General features: G+C 68.6%; 17 protein-coding genes. 14 read left to right on the plus strand and 3 right to left on the minus strand.

Annotated elements, in window-relative coordinates; all coding sequences use genetic code 11:
• Positions 1-5: 5 nt before the first annotated feature.
• A complete protein-coding gene (locus WBN46_RS16640) occupies positions 6-1679 on the plus strand; it encodes a glycoside hydrolase family 43 protein (RefSeq protein WP_337732559.1) in 1674 nt (557 codons plus the stop codon).
• 22 nt (positions 1680-1701) lie between these two features.
• A complete protein-coding gene (locus WBN46_RS16645; protein WP_337732560.1) occupies positions 1702-3312 on the plus strand; it encodes a family 43 glycosylhydrolase in 1611 nt (536 codons plus the stop codon).
• Between the two features lie 6 nt (positions 3313-3318).
• Here WBN46_RS16645 and cydX read toward each other — a convergent pair whose 3' ends face one another.
• From cydX to WBN46_RS16660, 3 genes are read right to left on the minus strand one after another with little or no spacing between them, the layout of a single operon-like run.
• On the minus strand, positions 3319-3438 hold the full coding sequence (gene cydX / locus WBN46_RS16650) for a cytochrome bd-I oxidase subunit CydX (RefSeq protein WP_298125812.1): 120 nt from the start codon (positions 3436-3438) through the stop codon (positions 3319-3321).
• Between the two features lie 9 nt (positions 3439-3447).
• Entirely contained in the window at positions 3448-4596 is a 1149-nt protein-coding gene (gene cydB / locus WBN46_RS16655; protein WP_337732561.1) for a cytochrome d ubiquinol oxidase subunit II, read from the minus strand.
• A gap of 12 nt (positions 4597-4608) precedes the next feature.
• Positions 4609-6195 (minus strand): cytochrome ubiquinol oxidase subunit I, encoded by a 1587-nt coding sequence (locus WBN46_RS16660; protein ID WP_337732562.1) that lies wholly within the window; start codon positions 6193-6195, stop codon positions 4609-4611.
• A gap of 208 nt (positions 6196-6403) precedes the next feature.
• Between WBN46_RS16660 and ccoN the strand changes: the two genes are divergently transcribed.
• The 12 genes from ccoN to cydC all read left to right on the plus strand — a co-directional run bounded on the left by ccoN (position 6404) and on the right by cydC (position 18732).
• Entirely contained in the window at positions 6404-7843 is a 1440-nt protein-coding gene (gene ccoN, locus WBN46_RS16665) for a cytochrome-c oxidase, cbb3-type subunit I (protein ID WP_192202965.1), read from the plus strand.
• A 9-nt stretch (positions 7844-7852) separates the two neighbouring features.
• Positions 7853-8473 carry a cytochrome-c oxidase, cbb3-type subunit II gene (gene ccoO / locus WBN46_RS16670; RefSeq protein ID WP_185894374.1) on the plus strand — a complete coding sequence of 207 codons (621 nt, stop codon included), beginning with the start codon at positions 7853-7855 and terminating at the stop codon, positions 8471-8473.
• Between the two features lie 3 nt (positions 8474-8476).
• Positions 8477-8617 (plus strand): cbb3-type cytochrome c oxidase subunit 3, encoded by a 141-nt coding sequence (locus WBN46_RS16675; protein WP_142126089.1) that lies wholly within the window; start codon positions 8477-8479, stop codon positions 8615-8617.
• Entirely contained in the window at positions 8614-9549 is a 936-nt protein-coding gene (gene ccoP, locus WBN46_RS16680) for a cytochrome-c oxidase, cbb3-type subunit III (protein ID WP_337732563.1), read from the plus strand. Before WBN46_RS16675 ends, ccoP begins: the two co-directional genes overlap by 4 nt.
• Positions 9546-9842: a hypothetical protein gene (locus tag WBN46_RS16685; protein ID WP_337732564.1), complete on the plus strand. Its 297-nt coding sequence runs from the start codon at positions 9546-9548 to the stop codon at positions 9840-9842. The genes ccoP and WBN46_RS16685 overlap by 4 nt, the downstream gene beginning before the upstream one ends.
• 78 nt (positions 9843-9920) lie before the next feature.
• Positions 9921-11516: a 4Fe-4S dicluster domain-containing protein gene (locus tag WBN46_RS16690; protein ID WP_337732565.1), complete on the plus strand. Its 1596-nt coding sequence runs from the start codon at positions 9921-9923 to the stop codon at positions 11514-11516.
• Positions 11513-12034: a FixH family protein gene (locus WBN46_RS16695; protein ID WP_337732566.1), complete on the plus strand. Its 522-nt coding sequence runs from the start codon at positions 11513-11515 to the stop codon at positions 12032-12034. The genes WBN46_RS16690 and WBN46_RS16695 overlap by 4 nt, the downstream gene beginning before the upstream one ends.
• A 10-nt stretch (positions 12035-12044) precedes the next feature.
• The gene (locus WBN46_RS16700; protein WP_337732567.1) at positions 12045-14420 is read left to right on the plus strand and encodes a heavy metal translocating P-type ATPase; all 2376 of its coding nucleotides are present in this window, start codon (positions 12045-12047) and stop codon (positions 14418-14420) included.
• A complete protein-coding gene (gene ccoS, locus WBN46_RS16705; protein ID WP_337732568.1) occupies positions 14417-14605 on the plus strand; it encodes a cbb3-type cytochrome oxidase assembly protein CcoS in 189 nt (62 codons plus the stop codon). Before WBN46_RS16700 ends, ccoS begins: the two co-directional genes overlap by 4 nt.
• A complete protein-coding gene (locus tag WBN46_RS16710; protein WP_337732569.1) occupies positions 14595-15323 on the plus strand; it encodes a sulfite exporter TauE/SafE family protein in 729 nt (242 codons plus the stop codon). The genes ccoS and WBN46_RS16710 overlap by 11 nt, the downstream gene beginning before the upstream one ends.
• A gap of 41 nt (positions 15324-15364) precedes the next feature.
• Positions 15365-17008, plus strand: coding sequence for a thiol reductant ABC exporter subunit CydD (gene cydD, locus WBN46_RS16715; protein WP_337732570.1), 1644 nt, complete (start codon positions 15365-15367; stop codon positions 17006-17008).
• The gene (gene cydC, locus WBN46_RS16720) at positions 17005-18732 is read left to right on the plus strand and encodes a thiol reductant ABC exporter subunit CydC (RefSeq protein ID WP_337732571.1); all 1728 of its coding nucleotides are present in this window, start codon (positions 17005-17007) and stop codon (positions 18730-18732) included. Before cydD ends, cydC begins: the two co-directional genes overlap by 4 nt.
• Positions 18733-18745 lie beyond the last annotated feature (13 nt).

The raw sequence follows: 18745 nt of genomic DNA on the forward strand, positions 1-18745 counted from the left end.
AGACGATGCTGACGCGTTGCGCACTGGTGTTGATGGGCACTCTTTCGATGGCGTCCGCATGGGCGGGTGACGCCGTCTTCCGCGAGGTGCGCTATGCCGGCGACGACGGTGGCCCGCCCGTCGACGCCACGCAGTTCCGCAACCCGGTGGTCGCCGGCTTCTATCCGGATCCGTCCGCCATCCGCGTCGGCGACGACTTCTATCTCGTCACCTCGACTTTCGGCTATTTCCCCGGCCTGCCGGTCTTCCACAGCACCGACCTGGTGTCGTGGACGCAGATCGGCAACGCGATCCATCGCCCGGACCAGATCCACTACGGCGACAAGGAAGAACTGACGCGCGGCCTGTTCGCTGCCACCCTCGCCCACCGCGACGGCACGTTCTACGTGGCCAACACCTGCTTCTACTGCGACCGCGGCAACTTCGTGGTGACGGCAAAAAATCCAGCCGGCCCGTGGTCCGACCCGATCTGGCTCGGCGTCAGCGGCATCGACCCTTCGCTGTTCTTCGATGACGATGGCAGCGCGTGGGTGGTGCACAACGACGTGCCCGATGGAACGCTGCGCTATGACGGCCACCGCGCGGTCTGGCTGCAGCGCTTCGACTTCGACAAGCGCGAACGCGTGGGCGGGCGCGTCCTGCTGGTGGATGGCGGCGCGGACCCGTCGACGAATCCCGAGCACGTCGAAGGGCCGCACATCTTCAAGCACGACGGCTGGTACTACCTGACCGCCGCCGAAGGCGGCACCGGCGAGCAGCACGCGCAGATGGTCTGGCGCAGCCGCAAGCTGACGGGGCCGTACGAAGCGTTCCCGGGCAATCCGTCGCTGACCCAGCGCGATCTCGACCCGACGCGCATCGATCCGGTGACATCCACCGGCCACGCGCAGTTCATGCAGCTCAAGGACGGCGCGTGGTGGGCGGTCTTCCTTGCCACGCGTCCGTACCGTGGCAACCAGTACAACCTGGGCCGCGAGACCTTCCTGCTGCCGGTCACGTGGAAGGACGGCTGGCCGGTGATCCTGCCGCGCGGCGAACGCGTGCCGATGGTCGTGAAGCGCCCGGACCTGCCGCGCAATCCGCAGCCGCTGCCGACCAGTGGGCCGATCGCATGGACGGAGCGCTTCGACGCGCCGGCGCTGCCGCTGTCGTGGATGACGCTGCATCCGCCGAAGACGAGGTGGTACACCACCGGTGCACAGGGCCTGGCACTCTCGCCCGGCGCGATGCCGCTCGGCGGATTCGGCGCCACGCCCGGCCAACCGTCCTATGTCGCACACCGCCTTCAGCACCACCATGCCACGCTGGAAACGACGATCGCCTCGTTCGACCCGTCGCCAGGCGAGTTGGCGGGACTCGCCCTGCTGCAGAACGAATACGGTCACTACGTGCTCGGTGTCGAACGCGACGCGCGCGGCCTGGCGGTGTCGCTGTACCGGCGCAGCAGCCGCGATGGCGCGAAGGAAGGCGAACGGCTGGCGCGCATCCCACTGGATGCGAACGCCATGCCGATCACGCTGCGCTTCCGCCTCGACGGACCGCGCCTGGATGCCGATTACGCGTTGGCTCCAGGCGAATGGAGGTCCGTCGCCTCCGGCCTGGATGCGAGCCTGCTGAGCGTGGAGACCGCAGGCGGCTTCATCGGCAACACCTTCGGACCCTACGCCGTCCGTCGCTGACCACGCCATCACGGGAGTTCGCATGTCGGGTACCTCGCGTCGCGGGTTGTTCAAGGCTGGGCTCGCGGGACTGGTCGCCTGGCCGCTGTCCTCGCGTGCCAGTGCGGTGGGCGCATGCGCGGCACCGCAGCCACCGCACGCCACCGGCATCGAGGGCCAGCGCAAGGCCGATCTTGGCGACGGCACCTATCTCAATCCCGTCGTCGCGGGCGACCGCCCCGATCCCACGATCCTCAAGGACGGCGACGATTACTACATGACGTTCTCGTCGTTCGATGCCTATCCCGGCCTGGTGATCTGGCATTCGACCGACCTGGTCAACTGGGTGCCGCTCGGACCCGCATTGCGCACGCCGGTCGGCACGGTCTGGGCCGTCGATCTCTGCAAGCACGGCGACCGCTATTTCATCTACCTGCCTTCCCTGGCGAAAGGCGGGGCGTGGAAGATCCACGTCATCTGGGCCGACGACATCCGTGGCCCCTGGAGCGAACCGGTCGACCTGCACATCGATGGCTGCATCGATCCCGGCCACGCAGTCGGCGAGGACGGTCGGCGGTATCTGTTCGTCAACGGCATCCGCAAGGTGCGGCTCACCGACGATGGCCTGGCGACCGACGGGGCGCTGGAGCATGCGTACAGCCCGTGGCGTTATCCGGACGACTGGATCACCGAGAACTTCGCGCCGGAAGGCCCCAAGCTGACGCGCCGCGGCGACTGGTTCTATCTGGTCACCGCCGTCGGCGGCACCGCCGGCCCGGTGACCGGCCACATGGTGATCGCCGCACGTTCGCGTTCGATCCACGGCCCATGGGAACACTGCCCGCACAATCCGCTGGTACGGACCCGGGACGCTTCCGAACCCTGGTGGTCGCGCGGACACGCGACGCTGGTCGAAGGCCCTGCCGGCGACAGCTGGATGGTCTACCACGGGTACGAGAATGGGTACCGCACGCTCGGGCGGCAGACGCTGCTGGAGCCGATCGAGTGGACGGAAGACGGCTGGTTCCATGCGCGTGGCGGGGATCTATCGAAACCGTTGCTTGCTCCACGGGGTGGCAAAGTCGGCATTGCCGGTGTCGCGCTGTCCGATGATTTCTCGACAGACCGGCTCGGCACGCAATGGGCCTTCCACGCGCCGCGGCCTGACGAGATGCAGCGCATCCGCTACGGAACGCAATCGCTCCGCCTCGCCGGCGCCGGCACTTCGCCTGCCGATGGCAGCCCGCTGGCCTGCATCGTCGGCGACCGCGCCTACCAGGCCGAGGTCACGCTGACCTTGGTGGGCGAAGGCGAAGGCGGCCTGCTGCTGTTCTACAACCCCAAGGCCTTCGTCGGGCTCGGCTTCACGCCCGCCGGGCTGCGCGTGTTCCAGTACGCCGAGGAACAGACCTGGGCGCGACAGTCGGTGTCGACACGGCGCGTATGCATCCGCCTGACCCACGACCATCACGTGGTCACCTGGCACCACTCGCACGACGATGGCCGCACGTGGAAGCGGCTGGACACGCGGATGGAAGTCTCCGGCCTCCACCACAACGTGTTCGGCGGGTTCCTCAGTCTCCGGCTGGCGCTCTACAGCGCCGGCATGGGCGCAGTCGAGTTCAGCGACTTCCGCTACCGCGCGCTCGCCTGAGGCGCGTCACGTCGCGTCGCCGGCCGCGTTGGCGCGATCGTTCTCGCGCATCTCGTACCACATGCCATTGAGGATGGCGAAGCTGGCCGCGAGGCTGACGCCGAGTATCCAGGAGAAGTACCACATGGTCGTTCCTCAGTAGGCGTTGTGGTTCTGTTCCAGGCTTTCAGGACTCACCTTGCCGCGCAGCACGCGGTACACCCAGGCGGTGTACAGGAGGACCAGGGGCAGGAACACGCAGGTGGCCACCAGCATCACGAACAGCGTGAGGTGGCTGGAAGACGCATCCCACACTGTCAGGCTCGACGCGGGATGGGTGGAGGACGGCAGAAGGAACGGGAACACCGCCAGGCCTTCGGTCAGGATGATGCCGGCGATGGCGAGCGCCGAGGCGAGGAACGCCGCCATGCCGCGGCCCGCGCGCAACAGCAGCGCGGCGGCCAGCGCGCCCGTGACGCCCAGCACGGGGAAGATCCAGGTCCACGGCATGGCCTGGTAGTTCGCCATCCAGCCGCCGCGCGCGCTGGTCACCTGCTTGAACAGCGGATTGGACGCGGCATCGGTCACGGCGGCCCCGACCACGGCGTAACCGTCCACGCCCTTCGCCACCCACACGCCGGCCAGCACGAACAACACCGCCGTCGCCACCGCCGCCAGCGAACCGAGGCGCCGCGCACGCACCGCCACCGGCCCGTCGGTCTTGAGCACCAGCATGCTGGCGCCATGGGCCACCAGCATGGCGACGCTGACCAGGCCGCACAGCACCGCGAACGGCGACAGCAGCGCGAAGAAGCCGCCGCCGTAATGGATGCGCAGCGTGTCGTCGAAATGGAAGGGCACGCCCAGCAGCACGTTGCCCATCGCCACGCCGAACACCAGCGCGGGCACGAAGCCGCCGACGAACAGCGCCCAGTCCCACACCGCCCGCCAGCGCCGATCTTCGACCTTGCTGCGGAACTTGAAGCCGACCGGCCGCAGGATCAGTGCGAACAGGATCAGGAACATCGCCAGGTAGAAGCCCGAGAAGCTGACTGCATACAGCGCCGGGAATGCCGCGAAGATCGCGCCACCGCCCAGGATCAGCCACACCTGGTTGCCTTCCCACACCGGGCCCACAACGTTCAGCACCAGCCTGCGCTCGGCATCGGTACGCGCCACCGCAGGCAACAGCGTGCCGATGCCCAGGTCGAAGCCGTCCATCACGGCGAAGCCGATCAGCAGGATGCCCAGCAGCAACCACCAGATCAGGCGCAGGGTCGCGTAGTCGAGGGGAATCGTGTCCATGTCGTCCTCCTGTCAGGCCACGGTCGTGGACGCGGGTGCCAGCGGCGTGCCTGCCTGGTCGGGTCGCCGTTCGCCGCCGGGCACGTCATCCGGGCCTTTCAGGATCACCTTGCGCAACAGGTACACGTCGATGACCGCCAGCGTGGTGTAGACCAGCACGAAACCGGTGAGCGAGATGACGACCTGGTGCAGTTGCAGTCCCGAGGCGGCCATGAACGTCGGCAGCACGCCATCGATGGCCCACGGCTGCCGTCCGTACTCGGCGATCAGCCAGCCGGCTTCGATCGCCAGCCAGGGCAGCGGCAGGCTGTAGAGCGCCAGCTTCAGGAACCACGGGTACTTGTCGAGCTTCTGCACCGTCGCCAGCCAGAACGCCAGCGCGAAGAACGCGATGAAGTAGAAACCGATGCCCGCCATCAGGCGGAAACTCCAGAACAGCGGCGCCACGCGCGGGATGGTGTCGGCGGCGGCGCGCGTGATTTCCGCGTCGGTGGCGCTGCCGATATCCTCGCGGTAGCGCTTCAGCAGCAGCGCATAGCCCATGTCGCGCCAGTGCTGGTCGAACACCGCCTTCGCCTGCACATCCTCGCGATTGGCGCGCAGCTGCTGCAGCGCCGCGTAGGCCAGCTGTCCGTTGCGGATGCGGCCCTCCGCACGTTCGACCAGCTCCCCGATGCCCGGAATTTCGGTGTTGAACGAGCGCGTGCCGATCAGGCCCATCACCCACGGGATGTGCACGGCGTACCGGTTGGCGCGCGCCTCCTGGTCGGGAATCGCGAAGGCGGTGAATCCCGCCGGCGCCGGCTCGGTCTCCCACATCGCCTCGATGGCCGCCAGCTTCATCTTCTGGTTCTCGCCGGCCACGTAACCGCTCTCGTCGCCCAGCACCACCACCGACAGGGCCGCAGCCAGGCCGAAGCTGGCCGCCACCGCCATCGAGCGCTTGGCCAGGTCCGGGTGGCGTCCCCGCAGCAGGTAGAACGCGCTGATCGACATCACGAACACGGCGCCCAGCACGTAGCCGGCGCTCACGGTGTGCACGAACTTCGCCTGCGCCACCGGGTTGAACAGCACGGCCGCGAAGTCCGTTACCTCCATGCGCATGGTGACGGGATTGAACTCGGCGCCGACCGGGTACTGCATCCAGCCGTTGGCGATCAGGATCCACAGCGCCGAGAAGTTGGTGCCCAGTGCCACCAGCCAGGTCACCATCAGGTGCTTCACGCGCGACAGTTTGTCCCAGCCGAAGAAGAACAGGCCGATGAAGGTCGCTTCCAGGAAGAACGCCATCAGCCCTTCGATGGCCAGCGGCGCGCCGAAGATGTCGCCCACGTAGTGGCTGTAGTAGGACCAGTTCATGCCGAACTGGAACTCCATCACGATGCCGGTGGCCACGCCCATGGCGAAGTTGATGCCGAACAGCGTGCCCCAGAACATCGTCATCCGGCGCCAGATGTCGCGCCCGGTCATCACGTACACGCTCTCCATGATCGCGATCATGAAGGACAGCCCCAGCGTCAGCGGCACGAACAGGAAGTGGTACATCGCCGTCAGCGCGAATTGCAGACGGGACAGTTCGACGACGGTCATGTCCGGCATGGCGATGCGGCTCCCGGGTGTCCGTGGTGGATTCTAGACGCCGCCTGTCGCGAACGGGGGCGACCATCTGTCGCACCCCCCTTCGCACGGCCCTGCGGCATCCTGCGCGCCCCGCAGCCGACCGGCTGTCGGGAAGGGGTTGATCCTGATCAATGCGGCCCGGCTGAATGGGCCCGAGAATCCACCGTACCAGAATAGGAGAGGCCGCATGCAAGGCGTCCAGGGGACTTACAACGACAAGGTGGTGCGCCAGTTCACGGTGATGACCGTGGTCTGGGGCATCGTGGGGATGCTGGTGGGGGTGCTGATCGCGGCCCAGCTGTACTGGCCGGCGCTGAATTTCGATCTGCCGTGGCTGAGCTACGGACGCCTGCGCCCGCTGCACACCAACGCGGTGATCTTCGCGTTCGGTGGCTGCGCCCTGTTCGCCACCAGCCTGCATGTGGTGCAGCGGACCAGCCACGTGCGGCTGCTCTCCGACAAGCTGGCCGCGTTCGTGTTCTGGGGCTGGCAGCTGGTCATCGTGGCCGCCGCCGTCTCGCTGCCGCTGGGCCTGACCCAGGGCAAGGAGTACGCCGAGCTGATCTGGCCGATCGACGTGCTGATCGCGGTGGTCTGGGTGTCCTACGCCGTGCTGTTCTTCGGCACCATCGCCAAGCGCGCGGTCAAGCACATCTACGTGGCCAACTGGTTCTTCGGCGCCTACATCATCGCGGTGGCGCTGCTGCACATCGTCAACAGCCTGGCGCTACCCAGCGGCCTGCTGCACTCCTACCCGGTGTACAGCGGCGCGGTCGATGCGATGGTGCAGTGGTGGTACGGCCACAACGCGGTGGGCTTCTTCCTGACCGCCGGCTTCCTGGGAATGATGTACTACTTCGTGCCGAAGCAGGCCGGCCGCCCGGTCTACTCCTACCGCCTGTCGATCGTGCACTTCTGGGCGCTGATCGCCATCTACATGTGGGCCGGTCCGCACCACCTGCACTACACCGCGCTGCCGGACTGGGCGCAGAGCCTGGGCATGGTGTTCTCGCTGATCCTGCTGGCGCCCAGCTGGGGCGGCGCCATCAACGGCGTGATGACGCTGTCGGGCGTGTGGCACAAGCTGCGCACCGACCCGATCCTGAAGTTCCTGATCGTCTCGCTCTCGTTCTACATGATGTCGACCTTCGAAGGTCCGATGATGTCGATCAAGACGGTCAATTCGCTGAGCCACTACACCGACTGGACCATCGGCCACGTGCATGCCGGTGCCCTGGGCTGGGTGGCGATGATCACCATCGGCTCGGTGTACGCGATGCTGCCCAAGCTGCTGGGTCGCGAACAGATGTTCTCCATCAAGGCCATCGACACGCACTTCTGGCTGCACACGCTGGGCGTGGTGTTCTACATCGCCTCGATGTGGATCGCCGGGGTGATGCAGGGCCTGATGTGGCGCGCCACCAACGCCGACGGCACGCTGACCTACAGCTTCGTCGAAGCGCTGAACGCCACGTATCCCTACTACCTGGTCCGCCTGGGCGGCGGCCTGCTGGTATTCGTCGGCATGCTGCTGATGGCCTGGAACACCTGGAAGACCTTCCAGGCGGCCCGGTCCACCGCACCGCAGCCGATCCTGCCGCCCGATGCCAGCCAAGCGCGCGCCTGAGGAACCGACATGAGCAACGGAAATTCACACGAGAAAGTCGAGAAGAACGTCGGCCTGATGGCGGTGCTGATCGCGGTGGCGGTGTCGTTCGGCGGCCTGGCCGAGATCGTCCCGCTGATGTTCCAGGCCGAGGCGATCAAGCCGCTGGAAGGCGTCAAGCCCTACCCGGCGCTGCAACTGGCCGGCCGCGACATCTACATCCGCGAGGGTTGCTACAACTGCCACTCGCAGATGGTGCGCACGCTGCGCTTCGAATCCGAGCGCTACGGCCACTATTCGCTGGCCGGCGAATCGGTCTACGACCGCCCGTTCCAGTGGGGCAGCAAGCGCACCGGGCCCGACCTGGCCCGGGTGGGCGGTCGCTATTCCGACGACTGGCACCGCGTGCACTTGATCAACCCGCGTGACGTGGTGCCGGAATCGAACATGCCGTCCTTCCCCTGGCTGGAGAACGCCAAGGTGGACGGCGCCGAAGTCGCCCAGCGCATGAAGACGCTGCAGCGCATCGGCGATCCGTACACCGACGAGGAAATCAACAGTGCCGCCACCGACGTGGAAGGCAGGACAGAACTGGACGCCGTGGTCGCCTACCTGCAAGGGCTGGGCAAGGCCGCGCCGAGGGGAGGCTGAGCCATGGTATCGGGGATCGTGACCGGGGCACTGATCGTGCTGTTCATCGCCGGCTGGGTGTGGGCGTGGAGCCCGCGCCGCAAGGCGGATTTCGAGGATGCGGCACGCATGCCGCTGGGTGAGGAAGGGGAGAACAACCCATGAGCGCAGGCTGGATCGGATTCATCGTCGCGCTGGTCGTACTGAACATCCTGGGCTGCGTGTGGCTGCTGTGGTGGACCGGCCGCCGCCGGCCCGGCGACCCCGCACCGGAAGACACCTCGCACGTGTGGGACGGCGACCTGACCGAGTACAACAAGCCGCTGCCGAAGTGGTGGATCAACCTGTTCTACATCACCATTTTCTTCAGCATCGGCTACATCGCGTGGTACGGCGGCCTGGGCGTGATTCCCGGCTACGCGAAGTGGTCCTCCACAGGCGAGCACGACCAGGTCAAGGCCGTGCAGGACAGGAAGCTGGAAGCGACGTTCGCACCATTCGCCAACCAGCCCATCGACCAGCTGGCCAAGGATCCGAAGGCGCTGGCGCTGGGACAGTCCATCTTCAACAACACCTGCGCCACCTGCCATGGTTCCACCGGCCAGGGCGCGATCGGATATCCCAATCTCAGCGACGACATCTGGCATTGGGGCGGCACGCCCGACCTGGTGCTGCAGACGGTGCTGGATGGCCGCGAAGGCGTGATGCCGGAATGGGGCACCGCGCTGACCAACATGGGCGGCGACAACGCGGTCGACTACGTCATCGCCTACGTCAACGTGCTGAACAACCCGCAGGACGGCATGAAGAACAACTTCATGGCTGCCCAGGGCAAGCCGCTGTACGATGGCCTCTGCGTGGCCTGCCACGGCGTGGACGGCAAGGGCAACCAGGAACTGGGCGCCCCCGACCTCACCGACGATTACTGGCTGTACGGCAACAGCAAGGAGAGCATGCGCACGACCATCAGCAAGGGCCGTCATGGCGTGATGCCCGCCCACCGCGAACTGCTGGGCGAGACACGTGCCCGCCTGGTCGCCTCGTATGTCTGGTCGCTCTCGCACAAGCAGGGCCAGGCGACCGCCGGCGCGAAATGACCGATTTCACCGAGCCCCGCCTCGACCATCCGCCCCGACCGCTCGCACAGCGCATCGGGGCGGTGCTGTGGCCCAGCTTCTTCGCCGCCGGCGTGGCGACGATGGTGTTCTTCGCCTTCGTCGACCCGCTGACGCTGCGCGACATGACCTTTCCCGACCTGGCGATCAGCCGCGAACTCGGCTACACGCTGGGTTTCTTCATGTTTTGGCTGGCGACGTCGGCCAGCAGCCTGTTCACCTGGATCCTGCTGCGTCCGGCCAGCCGCTTCAACCGCGCGCTGCCGCCGGACTGAGCGCGGCCTGCGACAAACCGTCGCTCCCTCGCGTGCCGACGCGGCGCGAGCATGACGCCAGCCAAGACAGAGTCGCCCATGTCCACGCCAGCACCTCCTCCCTCTCCCGCCCCTGACACCGCCAAGCGGCGCATTCCGCTGGACGTGGTGGATGCGCAGGGCAACTCGTTCTACGTGAGCGAACGCAAGGTGTATCCGCGCGATGTGGCGGGCACGCTCAACCGCCTGCGCGTGGCGGCGGTGTGGTGGCTGCTGGGCATGTACTACGTGTTCCCGTGGCTGAAGTGGGACGACCGCCAGGCCGTGCTGTTCGACCTGCCCGCGCGCAAGTTCTACGTGTTCGGACTGGTGTTCTGGCCGCAGGATTTCCTGCTGCTGGCGGTGCTGCTGATCATCGCGGCGATGGCGCTGTTCTTCTTCACCGCGCTGGCAGGCCGCCTGTGGTGCGGCTATGCGTGTCCGCAGACGGTGTGGACGGAAGTGTTCCTGTGGATGGAGCGCTGGACCGAAGGCGACCGCAGCGCGCGCATCAAGCTGGATGCCGCGCCCTGGAGCGCCAACAAGGTGATGCGCAAGGGCGGCAAGCACGTGCTGTGGGCGCTGTTCGCACTGTGGACGGGCTTCACCTTCGTCGGCTTCTTCACGCCCATCCTCGATCTCGGCGCGCGCCTGTGGCCGTTCGCCTGGGGCGGCTGGGAGACGTTCTGGGTGTTCTTCTACGCGCTGGCCACGTGGGGCTTCGCCGGCTTCCTGCGCGAGCAGGTCTGCAAGTACATGTGCCCGTATGCGCGCTTCCAGAGCGCGATGTTCGACCGCAACACCCTGATCATCGCCTACGACCCGATGCGCGGCGAGCCGCGCGGTCCGCGCAAGCGCGGCCTGGGCAGCGTGCTGGAACGTGCGCGCGGCCTGCTCGACCAGGTCACCGCCTACGATTACGTGGTACGTGCCAACGCACATCCCAGCGCCGCCGACCAGCGCCTCGGCGCGCACGGCACCATCACCTTCGCCGGTGCCGGCGCGGTGATCGAACCGCTGCCGAAATTCGTCCCCGACCAACTGGGCGACTGCATCGACTGCACGATCTGCGTGCAGGTCTGCCCCACCGGCATCGATATCCGCAACGGCCTGCAGTACGAGTGCATCGCCTGCGGCGCGTGCATCGACGCCTGCGACGACGTGATGGACAAGATGGGCTACCCGAAGGGCCTGATCCGCTACACCACGCAGAACGCCATCGACGGAAAACCGTCGAAGGTGCTGCGACCGCGCATCTTCGTCTACGGCACCATCCTGCTGGCGCTGGTGGCGGCGTGGGGCTGGGGCGTGTTCAACCGCGACGTGCTGATCGCGGAAGTGCTGCGCGACCGCAACGCGCTGTACCGCGAAGTGGCCGGCGACCAGGTCGAAAACAGCTACACGCTCAAACTGGTGAACAAGGACCAGCAATCGCACCGCTACCGCGTGACACTGGCGTCCGGCCAGCCCGGCATCCGCCTGCGCGACGGCGAACTGATGGTGCAGGCAGCGCCCGAGGAAGTGCTGTCGCTGCCCGTCACCGCCACCGCCCCTGCCACCCTGCGCGGCCGCCATGCCGTGACGTTCACTGTCCGCGATGTCGATACCGGCACCGGGAAGACCGTGGAAAGCAGCTACTTCGGACCCATGCAATGACCACGAAGCCCGATCCCTCCGCCGCCGTCGCGCGCCCGTTCTGGAAAGAGCCGATGGTGTGGCTGGTCTGGGGCCTGCCGCTGGCATCGGTCATCGCCGGCCTCTGGCTGGTGGTGGTCGCCGTGCGGGCGGGAGGAGCGGATTCCGTCACCGACAAGGTGCAGCGGGTGTCGCAGATCCAGACCACCGACCTGGGCCCCGACGACAATGCCGCGCAGCGCAAGCTCAGTGCGATCGTGCAGGTCCGCACGGATCACGTGGAGATGATCGCCGTCACCGGCGACTTCGCGGGCACGTCCCCGCTGGTGCTGACGCTCGCCCATCCGACCGAAGCCGCGAAGGACGTCGTCCTGACCCTGGCACGCGACACCGCCGGCTGGACCGCGCCCGCGGAAATCGAAACCACCCACGACTGGAACATCCAGCTCGCGCCGCAGGACGGCGCATGGCGTATCCGGGGACGCCTGCAGAAAGACACCCAGGCCGTGCGACTGGCTCCCTCGCATGGGAGCGGCTGAGCGCCCCTGCATGGACATCCCCGTGGTGCCCTGCCACCACTGCGGCGAGCCGGTCGGCGATGCCGCACGCCGGGTCGATGCGGGCGAGCGGTCGTTCTGCTGCGAAGGCTGCGCGGCGGCCGCCGCGTGGATCGAGGATGCGGACCTGGGCAGCTACTACCGCCTGCGCAGCGCGAGCGCCAACCGCGTGCAGGCCGACCGGCTGGATCTTGCAAGCTGGGACCGTGCCGAGTTGCAGGCTGAACACAGCCGCGCCATCGACGGTGGCCGCGAGATCGTGCTGCTCACCGACGGCATGCGCTGCGCCGCGTGCGCGTGGCTGATCGACCGCGCACTGGCGCGCGAAGCCGGCGTACTCGACACCACCGCCAATGCGGTGACCGGCCGCATCCGCATCGCCTGGGACCCGGCACGCACGCACCTGTCCGCCCTGCTGCACCGCCTGGCCATGCTGGGCTATCGACCGTATCTGGCCACCGGCGACGCACGTGAACAGGCCCGCCTGTCCGAACGCCGCCGCTGGCTGCTGCGACTCGGCGTGGCCGGCCTCGGTTCGCTGCAGGCGATGATGCTGGCCGAGGCTTTGTACCTGGACGTCAACGCCACCATGCCGCTGCCGACACGCGACCTGTTCCGCTGGCTCACCTTCCTGGTCAGCACGCCGGTGGTGTTCTACAGCGGCTGGCCGTTCCTCGCCGGCATGGCGCGCGAACTGCGCGCGCGCCACGTGGGCATGGACACGCTGATCGCCAGCTCCACCCTGCTCGCCTACGTCGCCAGCCTGGTCGAGACGATCCGTGGCGGCACGCATGTCTGGTACGACGCGGCGGTGATGTTCGTCTTCCTGTTGCTGGCCGCGCGCATGCTGGAACAGCGTGCGCGCAACGTCGCCACCGCACAGGTGGATGCGCTGGCGCGCGCGCAGCCCGTGTTCGCGATCCGCGAGCGCGATGACGGCACGCGCGAATCGGTGCCGCCGTCGGCGCTGCGCGTGGCCGACGTGGTCTGCGTGCCCGCCGGCGAGGGCGTGCCCGCCGATGGCGTGCTGCTGGACGCGGCCGCGGATTTCGAGGAAGCGCTGCTGACCGGCGAATCGCGACCGGTGCGCCGGCATGCAGGCGAGACCGTGTATGCAGGCACCACCTGCCGCGAGCGCCCCGCACGGCTGCGCGTGACCGCCACCGGCACGGCGACGCGGCTGTCGCAGCTGGCGGAACTGGTCGACCGCGCGCAGGGCCATCGCCCGCCACTGGCGCAACTGGCGGATCGCGTGGGCCGGCATTTCGTGGTCTCGCTGCTGGTGCTGGCGGCGTGCGTCTACATCGGCTGGCGGATGTACCAGCCCGAACGGGCGTTCGAGGTGACCCTTGCCCTGCTGGTCATCAGCTGCCCCTGCGCGCTGTCGCTGTCGGTGCCCGCCGTGCTCGCCGCCGCGCATGGTGCGCTGGCGCGCTGCGGCGTGCTGGCCACGCGGCCCCAAGCGCTGGACACGCTGGCGCGCGCTACCGACGTGGTGTTCGACAAGACCGGCACGCTCAGCGACGGCCGTCCCGCACGCGTGGCCGTGGAGGTATTCGACGGCCTGGACGCGGACGCCGCCACGCGCATCGTGGCCGCGCTGGAGAAGGACAGCGGCCACCCGATCGCGACCGCATTCGCGGATGTCGATGCACGCGCATGGGCGCAGGCCGTGGTCGCGCGTCCCGGCCAGGGCGTGGAAGGCGATGTCGACGGTCGCCATTGGCGCTTCGGGCGCGCGGACTGGGCCGCACACCGGGCAGACGATGGCGGCCTGTGGCTGGGCGATGGCACGCACGGCGTCGCCCGCTTCACCTTGAACGAGCGACCGCGCGAGGATGCCGCCATCGCTATCCGGGCCCTGCGCGCGCAGGGCCTGGACATCCATCTGGCCAGCGGCGACAGCGAGGGCGCGGTGCAGCGCCTGGCGCACGTCCTCGGCATCGCGTCGACGCTTGCCCGGCAATCGCCGGAGGACAAGCTGGCACGCGTGCGGCAGCTGCAATCGGAAGGCCGCATCGTGGCGATGGTCGGCGACGGATTGAACGACGCGCCGGTGCTGGCCGGCGCGGATGTCTCGATCGCGATGGGCGAAGGCGCGCCGCTGGCGCAGCGGGCGGCCGACCTGGTCGCCACCGGTCCTTCGCTGTTGCGCATCGCCGACGCCGTGCGCGTGGCGCGGCTGTCGCGGCGGCTGGTGAAGCAGAACCTGGCCTGGTCTGCCGGCTACAACCTGCTCGCCGTGCCACTGGCCGCCGCCGGCCTGGTCACGCCATGGATCGCGGCGCTGGGCATGGCGGTATCCTCGCTGGTGGTCACCCTCAATGCGCTGCGGCTGGCGCGCACGTCCACGGAGATGGCGGCATGAACATCCTGCTGATGCTGTTGCCGATCAGCCTGGTCCTGCTGGGCCTGGCCGTCGCCGCGTTCGCGTGGGCCGTGCGCAAGGGCCAGTTCGACGATCTCGACACACCCGCGCTGGACATCCTCGACGATGCACCGCCGAAACAGCGCGAGGACGCGCGCGCGCGCGAAGGCGACGATGGCGCCTAACCTCCCTGTCCTGTCCGCTGCCCTGCTGGCGGGCCTGGTGGGCAGCACGCACTGCGCGGTGATGTGCGGCGGCATCGCCACCGGCTTCTCCGCGATGTCCTCCCGGCAACCAGGCTGGAGCGGTGCCCTGCAGCTCAACCTCGGCCGCGTCGCCGGTTACACGCTGGCGGGCGCGATCGTCGGCGCCTTCGGCGGTGGCCTGCTGGCGCTGGCACGGCACGACACCGCCGTGCTCGCGATGCGCGTCGGCGTGGGACTGGCCCTGGTGGTGCTGGCGCTGCGCCTGTTCGACCAGCGGGGCCGCCTGGATTTCCTTGCCCGTCCCGGTGCGAAGGTCTGGCAGGCATTGCGGCCCCTGCATGCACGCGTGCTGCCGGCGGACACGCTGCCGCGCCGCCTGGTGGCCGGTGCGCTGTGGGGCTGGTTGCCGTGCGGACTCAGCCTGAGCCTGCTCACCGTCGCCTGGCTGCAGGCCAATGCGCGCGATGCCGCCTTGACCATGGCCGCGTTCGGGCTCGGCACACTGCCGATGATGGTCACCCTGACCTGGTCCGGCGCACGCCTGGGGCGGCGCTGGCAGCAACCGGCCGTGCGGCGCGTGGCCGCGACCTTCGTGCTCGCGGCGGGCCTGCTGACCATCGCCTCGCCCTGGTTGATGCGGCACCCGGCGCTGCACGGCGTGCTCACGGCACTGGGCTGCCAGCCCTTGCCACCATGAGGGCGGATGCGACACCGGCTTCAGAAGGCGCGAACGCGAAGATGCGCCTGCAGACGCTGGGGCGCGTGGCGCGCGATCCCTTGCGGGCCGCCAGCGCGCTCGCCCTGTTCGCTGGCTGGCTGCTCGTGCCGCAGGCCGCGCTCATCGCCGTGTGCATGCAGCGCGCGTTCGTCGCCCACGAGCCGCCCCTCGTCCTGCTGCCACTGCTTGGCGGCCTGTTGATCCTGTTGCTGCTGCGCGCCGGACTGGGATGGGCGAGCCGGCGATGCGCCGACCATGCGGTCGAGCGCATCCGCGTCGACCTGCGCGGCAGCATCGCGCGCGCCCTGGTGGCGCGTGGTCCCGCCTGGGTGCGCAGCCAGCAGAGCGGCGCGCTGGCCGAACGCATGGGCGCGCACGTGGATGCGCTGGAAGGCTATTTCGGCGGCTTCGTGCCAGTACGCGCGGAGGTGGTGGGCGTACCGCTGGCGATCCTGCTGGCGGCGTTCTGCGTGGATCGCACGGTCGGCCTGATCCTGTTGCTGACGATGCCGTTGGTGCCGGTGTTCATGATGCTGGTCGGCTGGAGCGCGCAGGCCGCCAGCCAACGGCAGTTGCAGGCACTCGCGCGCATGGGCGGACACTTCGCCGACCGTCTGCGCGGACTGGGTCTGATCCGCCTGTATGGGCGTGGCGAGGCTGAACTGGAAGGCATCCGTTCCGCCGCCGAGGAACTGCGCCTGCGCAGCCTGCGCGTGCTGCGCATCGCGTTCCTTTCGTCGGCGGTACTGGAGTTCTTCGCCTCGCTGAGCGTGGCGATGATCGCGCTGTACCTCGGCCTCAGTTATCTCGGCATGATCGATCTGCGCGCGCAGCCCTTGACGCTGAGCGCGGGCGTGTTCTGCCTGCTGCTGGCGCCGGAGTTCTATGCGCCGCTGCGACGGCTGGCCACGCACTACCACGACCGCGCTGCGGCGCTGGCGGCGATGGACGAGATCGCGCCGGTACTGGACGATGCGGACGCCGTCACGTCGCCCGTCCTTCCGACCACAGCGCCTGCGGGCACCCTCATCAGCGCGCGCGACGTCACGCTGCGCCATGCAGGCAATGCACGCGACGTGTTGCGCGATGTCGATATGGCACTGCATCGCGACCAGCACATCGCCCTCGTCGGCGCCAGCGGCGACGGCAAGAGCACGCTGCTGGAAGCCCTGGCCGGCTGGATTCCGGCCACGACCGGCACGGTGGAGCGCGCACCCGGCCTGCGCATCGGCTACGCGCCGCAGCGTCCGTTCCTGTTCGCAGGCAGCCTGCTCGACAACCTGCGCCTGGCGAAACCGGATGCGGACGATGACGAACTGCGGCGAGCGGCCGAAGCGGCACAGGTGCTGCGTTTCGCGGACCGCCTGCCTGACGGCCTGGATACGGTGATCGGCGAACGCGGTTTCGGCCTGTCCGGCGGCGAAGCGCGACGCATCGCGCTGGCGCGCGTGTTCCTGCGCGACCCCGACCTACTGCTGCTCGACGAGCCCACGGCCTTCCTCGATCCGGACACGGAAGCCGCCGTGCTGCGGGCGATCCTGCACTTCGCACGCGGACGCGGGCTGGTGATGGCCACGCACAGCGCCGCCGCGCAGGCGGCGATGGCGCAGACCTGGCGCGTGCATGGCGGGAAGCTGCATGCGACCGCGGTAGCGCCCCGATGACCGACCGCAACGACACGCTGCCGGTGCGCCTGCGCGAGGTGGTTCTGCGCCACCGCAGGAGCATCCTGCTCGCCATCGCGCTGCTGTTGCTGACGCTGCTCGCAGGCACGGCACTGCTGGGCCTGTCCGGACATTTCCTCACTGCCGCAGCACTGGCGGGCAGTACCGCACTCGGCTTCAACTTCTTCGGTCCGTCGGCCGGCATCCGTGCGCTGACCTTCGTACGCATCCTGTCACGCTATGCGGAGAAGCTGCTCGGCCACGATGCCACGCTGCGGCTCGCGCGCGACCTGCGGGTGTGGTTCTTCCGCCGCGCACTGCCGCTGGCGCCGCTGGGCCTGGGCCGCTTCCGCATCGGCGAACTGATGGCGCGGTTGATGGCGGACATCGAAGCGGTCGACGGCGTGCTGGTCCGCGCGCTCGGCCCGCTGCTGGCCGTGCTGTCGCTGTGCGCGCTGGCGACGCTGGTGGCGACGTTCGCGCTGCCGGCAGCCGGCGCCCTTCTGCTCGTCGCGCTGCTGCTGATCGGTGCGCTGGCGCCGTGGCTGGCGGCGCGCAGCGTGGCGGCGCTGGAAGGCGAACGCGCCGAGGCCCGCATGCGCCTGCGCGCGTCGGTGCAGGAAGGCATCGAAGGCCAGCAGGACCTCGTCGCGATGGATGCCACATCGGCGTGGCTGGCAGCGCTGGATGCGCGGAGCCGCGAGGTGGCGCAGTGGGAAGACCTGCGCAAGCGCCGGCTTGCGCTCGCCAGTTTGGCGCATGCCCTGGTCACGGCCGCCACGCTGCCGGCGATGCTGTGGGTCCTGCTATCGGCGGTGTATGCCGAACGCATCGGCGCCGCAGCCGCGGGCGGCCTGTTCTTCATGACGGTCGCCGTACTGGAAGCCTGCAGCGCCATCGCCCCGGCCTGGCAGGCATGGCGTGCCGCCGTCACCGCAACCGGACGGCTTGAAGAAGTGGTGGAGCCGAAGCACGAAGCCCGAAGCCACGGGCGCACGGGTGCGCAACCGCCAGCGCCACGCGGTGCGCTGTGGTTCCGCGAGGTGGTGTTCGCCTGGCCCGGCAGCACGCGGCGCGTGCTCGATGGCGCCAGCCTGCGCATCAAAGCGGGCGAGCGCGTGCTGGTCTCCGGCGACAGCGGCGAAGGCAAATCCTCCTTGTTGGCGTTGGCGCTGGGACTGTGTACGCCGAACGCAGGGGAAGTACGCTTCGCCGACGACGACCTGCGCACGCTGGATCCTGCACTCTGGCACACCCGCATCGCCTGGCTGCCGCAGGACGCGCCGGTCTTTTCCGGCAGCGTGCGCGAAAACCTGCGCCTCGGCGATCCCGCTGCCGACGATGCGCGCCTGTGGCAGGCGCTGGCGCAGGTGAAGCTGGACGCCCGCTTCCGCGATGCGGACGACGGTCTGGATACCTGGGTCGGCGAGAACGGCGCGACGCTGTCGGCGGGCCAGGCACGTCGACTGGCGCTGGCGCGTGCGCTGCTGCGCGATGCACCGTTGCTGCTGCTCGACGAGCCCACCGAAGGCCTCGACCAGGACACCGCTGACGCCCTGATGCGCGACATCGCGACCGCCAGCGAGGGGCGCAGCGTGCTGATCATCAGCCATGCGACGCTGCCGGATGGCGTGGTGGATACGCGGTATCGGCTGCGCGATGGCAGGCTGGTGAAGGAGGCCATCCCCCTGCAGGAGCGACGTAAGTCGCGACCGCACGAATGATCGACCGTTGCAC

This window comes from Pseudoxanthomonas sp. CCNWLW251 (assembly GCF_037402255.1).
GTDB lineage: Bacteria > Pseudomonadota > Gammaproteobacteria > Xanthomonadales > Xanthomonadaceae > Pseudoxanthomonas_A.

What these genes read in the sequence shown, in the direction of transcription:
- WBN46_RS16640 (WP_337732559.1), top strand. Translation starts at nt 6, where the DNA reads ATGCTGACGCGTTGCGCACTGGTGTTGATGGGCACTCTTTCGATGGCG.
- WBN46_RS16645 (WP_337732560.1), top strand. Translation starts at nt 1,702, where the DNA reads ATGTCGGGTACCTCGCGTCGCGGGTTGTTCAAGGCTGGGCTCGCGGGA.
- cydX (WP_298125812.1), bottom strand. Translation starts at nt 3,438, where the DNA reads ATGTGGTACTTCTCCTGGATACTCGGCGTCAGCCTCGCGGCCAGCTTC.
- cydB (WP_337732561.1), bottom strand. Translation starts at nt 4,596, where the DNA reads ATGGACACGATTCCCCTCGACTACGCGACCCTGCGCCTGATCTGGTGG.
- WBN46_RS16660 (WP_337732562.1), bottom strand. Translation starts at nt 6,195, where the DNA reads ATGCCGGACATGACCGTCGTCGAACTGTCCCGTCTGCAATTCGCGCTG.
- ccoN (WP_192202965.1), top strand. Translation starts at nt 6,404, where the DNA reads ATGCAAGGCGTCCAGGGGACTTACAACGACAAGGTGGTGCGCCAGTTC.
- ccoO (WP_185894374.1), top strand. Translation starts at nt 7,853, where the DNA reads ATGAGCAACGGAAATTCACACGAGAAAGTCGAGAAGAACGTCGGCCTG.
- WBN46_RS16675 (WP_142126089.1), top strand. Translation starts at nt 8,477, where the DNA reads ATGGTATCGGGGATCGTGACCGGGGCACTGATCGTGCTGTTCATCGCC.
- ccoP (WP_337732563.1), top strand. Translation starts at nt 8,614, where the DNA reads ATGAGCGCAGGCTGGATCGGATTCATCGTCGCGCTGGTCGTACTGAAC.
- WBN46_RS16685 (WP_337732564.1), top strand. Translation starts at nt 9,546, where the DNA reads ATGACCGATTTCACCGAGCCCCGCCTCGACCATCCGCCCCGACCGCTC.
- WBN46_RS16690 (WP_337732565.1), top strand. Translation starts at nt 9,921, where the DNA reads ATGTCCACGCCAGCACCTCCTCCCTCTCCCGCCCCTGACACCGCCAAG.
- WBN46_RS16695 (WP_337732566.1), top strand. Translation starts at nt 11,513, where the DNA reads ATGACCACGAAGCCCGATCCCTCCGCCGCCGTCGCGCGCCCGTTCTGG.
- WBN46_RS16700 (WP_337732567.1), top strand. Translation starts at nt 12,045, where the DNA reads ATGGACATCCCCGTGGTGCCCTGCCACCACTGCGGCGAGCCGGTCGGC.
- ccoS (WP_337732568.1), top strand. Translation starts at nt 14,417, where the DNA reads ATGAACATCCTGCTGATGCTGTTGCCGATCAGCCTGGTCCTGCTGGGC.
- WBN46_RS16710 (WP_337732569.1), top strand. Translation starts at nt 14,595, where the DNA reads ATGGCGCCTAACCTCCCTGTCCTGTCCGCTGCCCTGCTGGCGGGCCTG.
- cydD (WP_337732570.1), top strand. Translation starts at nt 15,365, where the DNA reads ATGCGCCTGCAGACGCTGGGGCGCGTGGCGCGCGATCCCTTGCGGGCC.
- cydC (WP_337732571.1), top strand. Translation starts at nt 17,005, where the DNA reads ATGACCGACCGCAACGACACGCTGCCGGTGCGCCTGCGCGAGGTGGTT.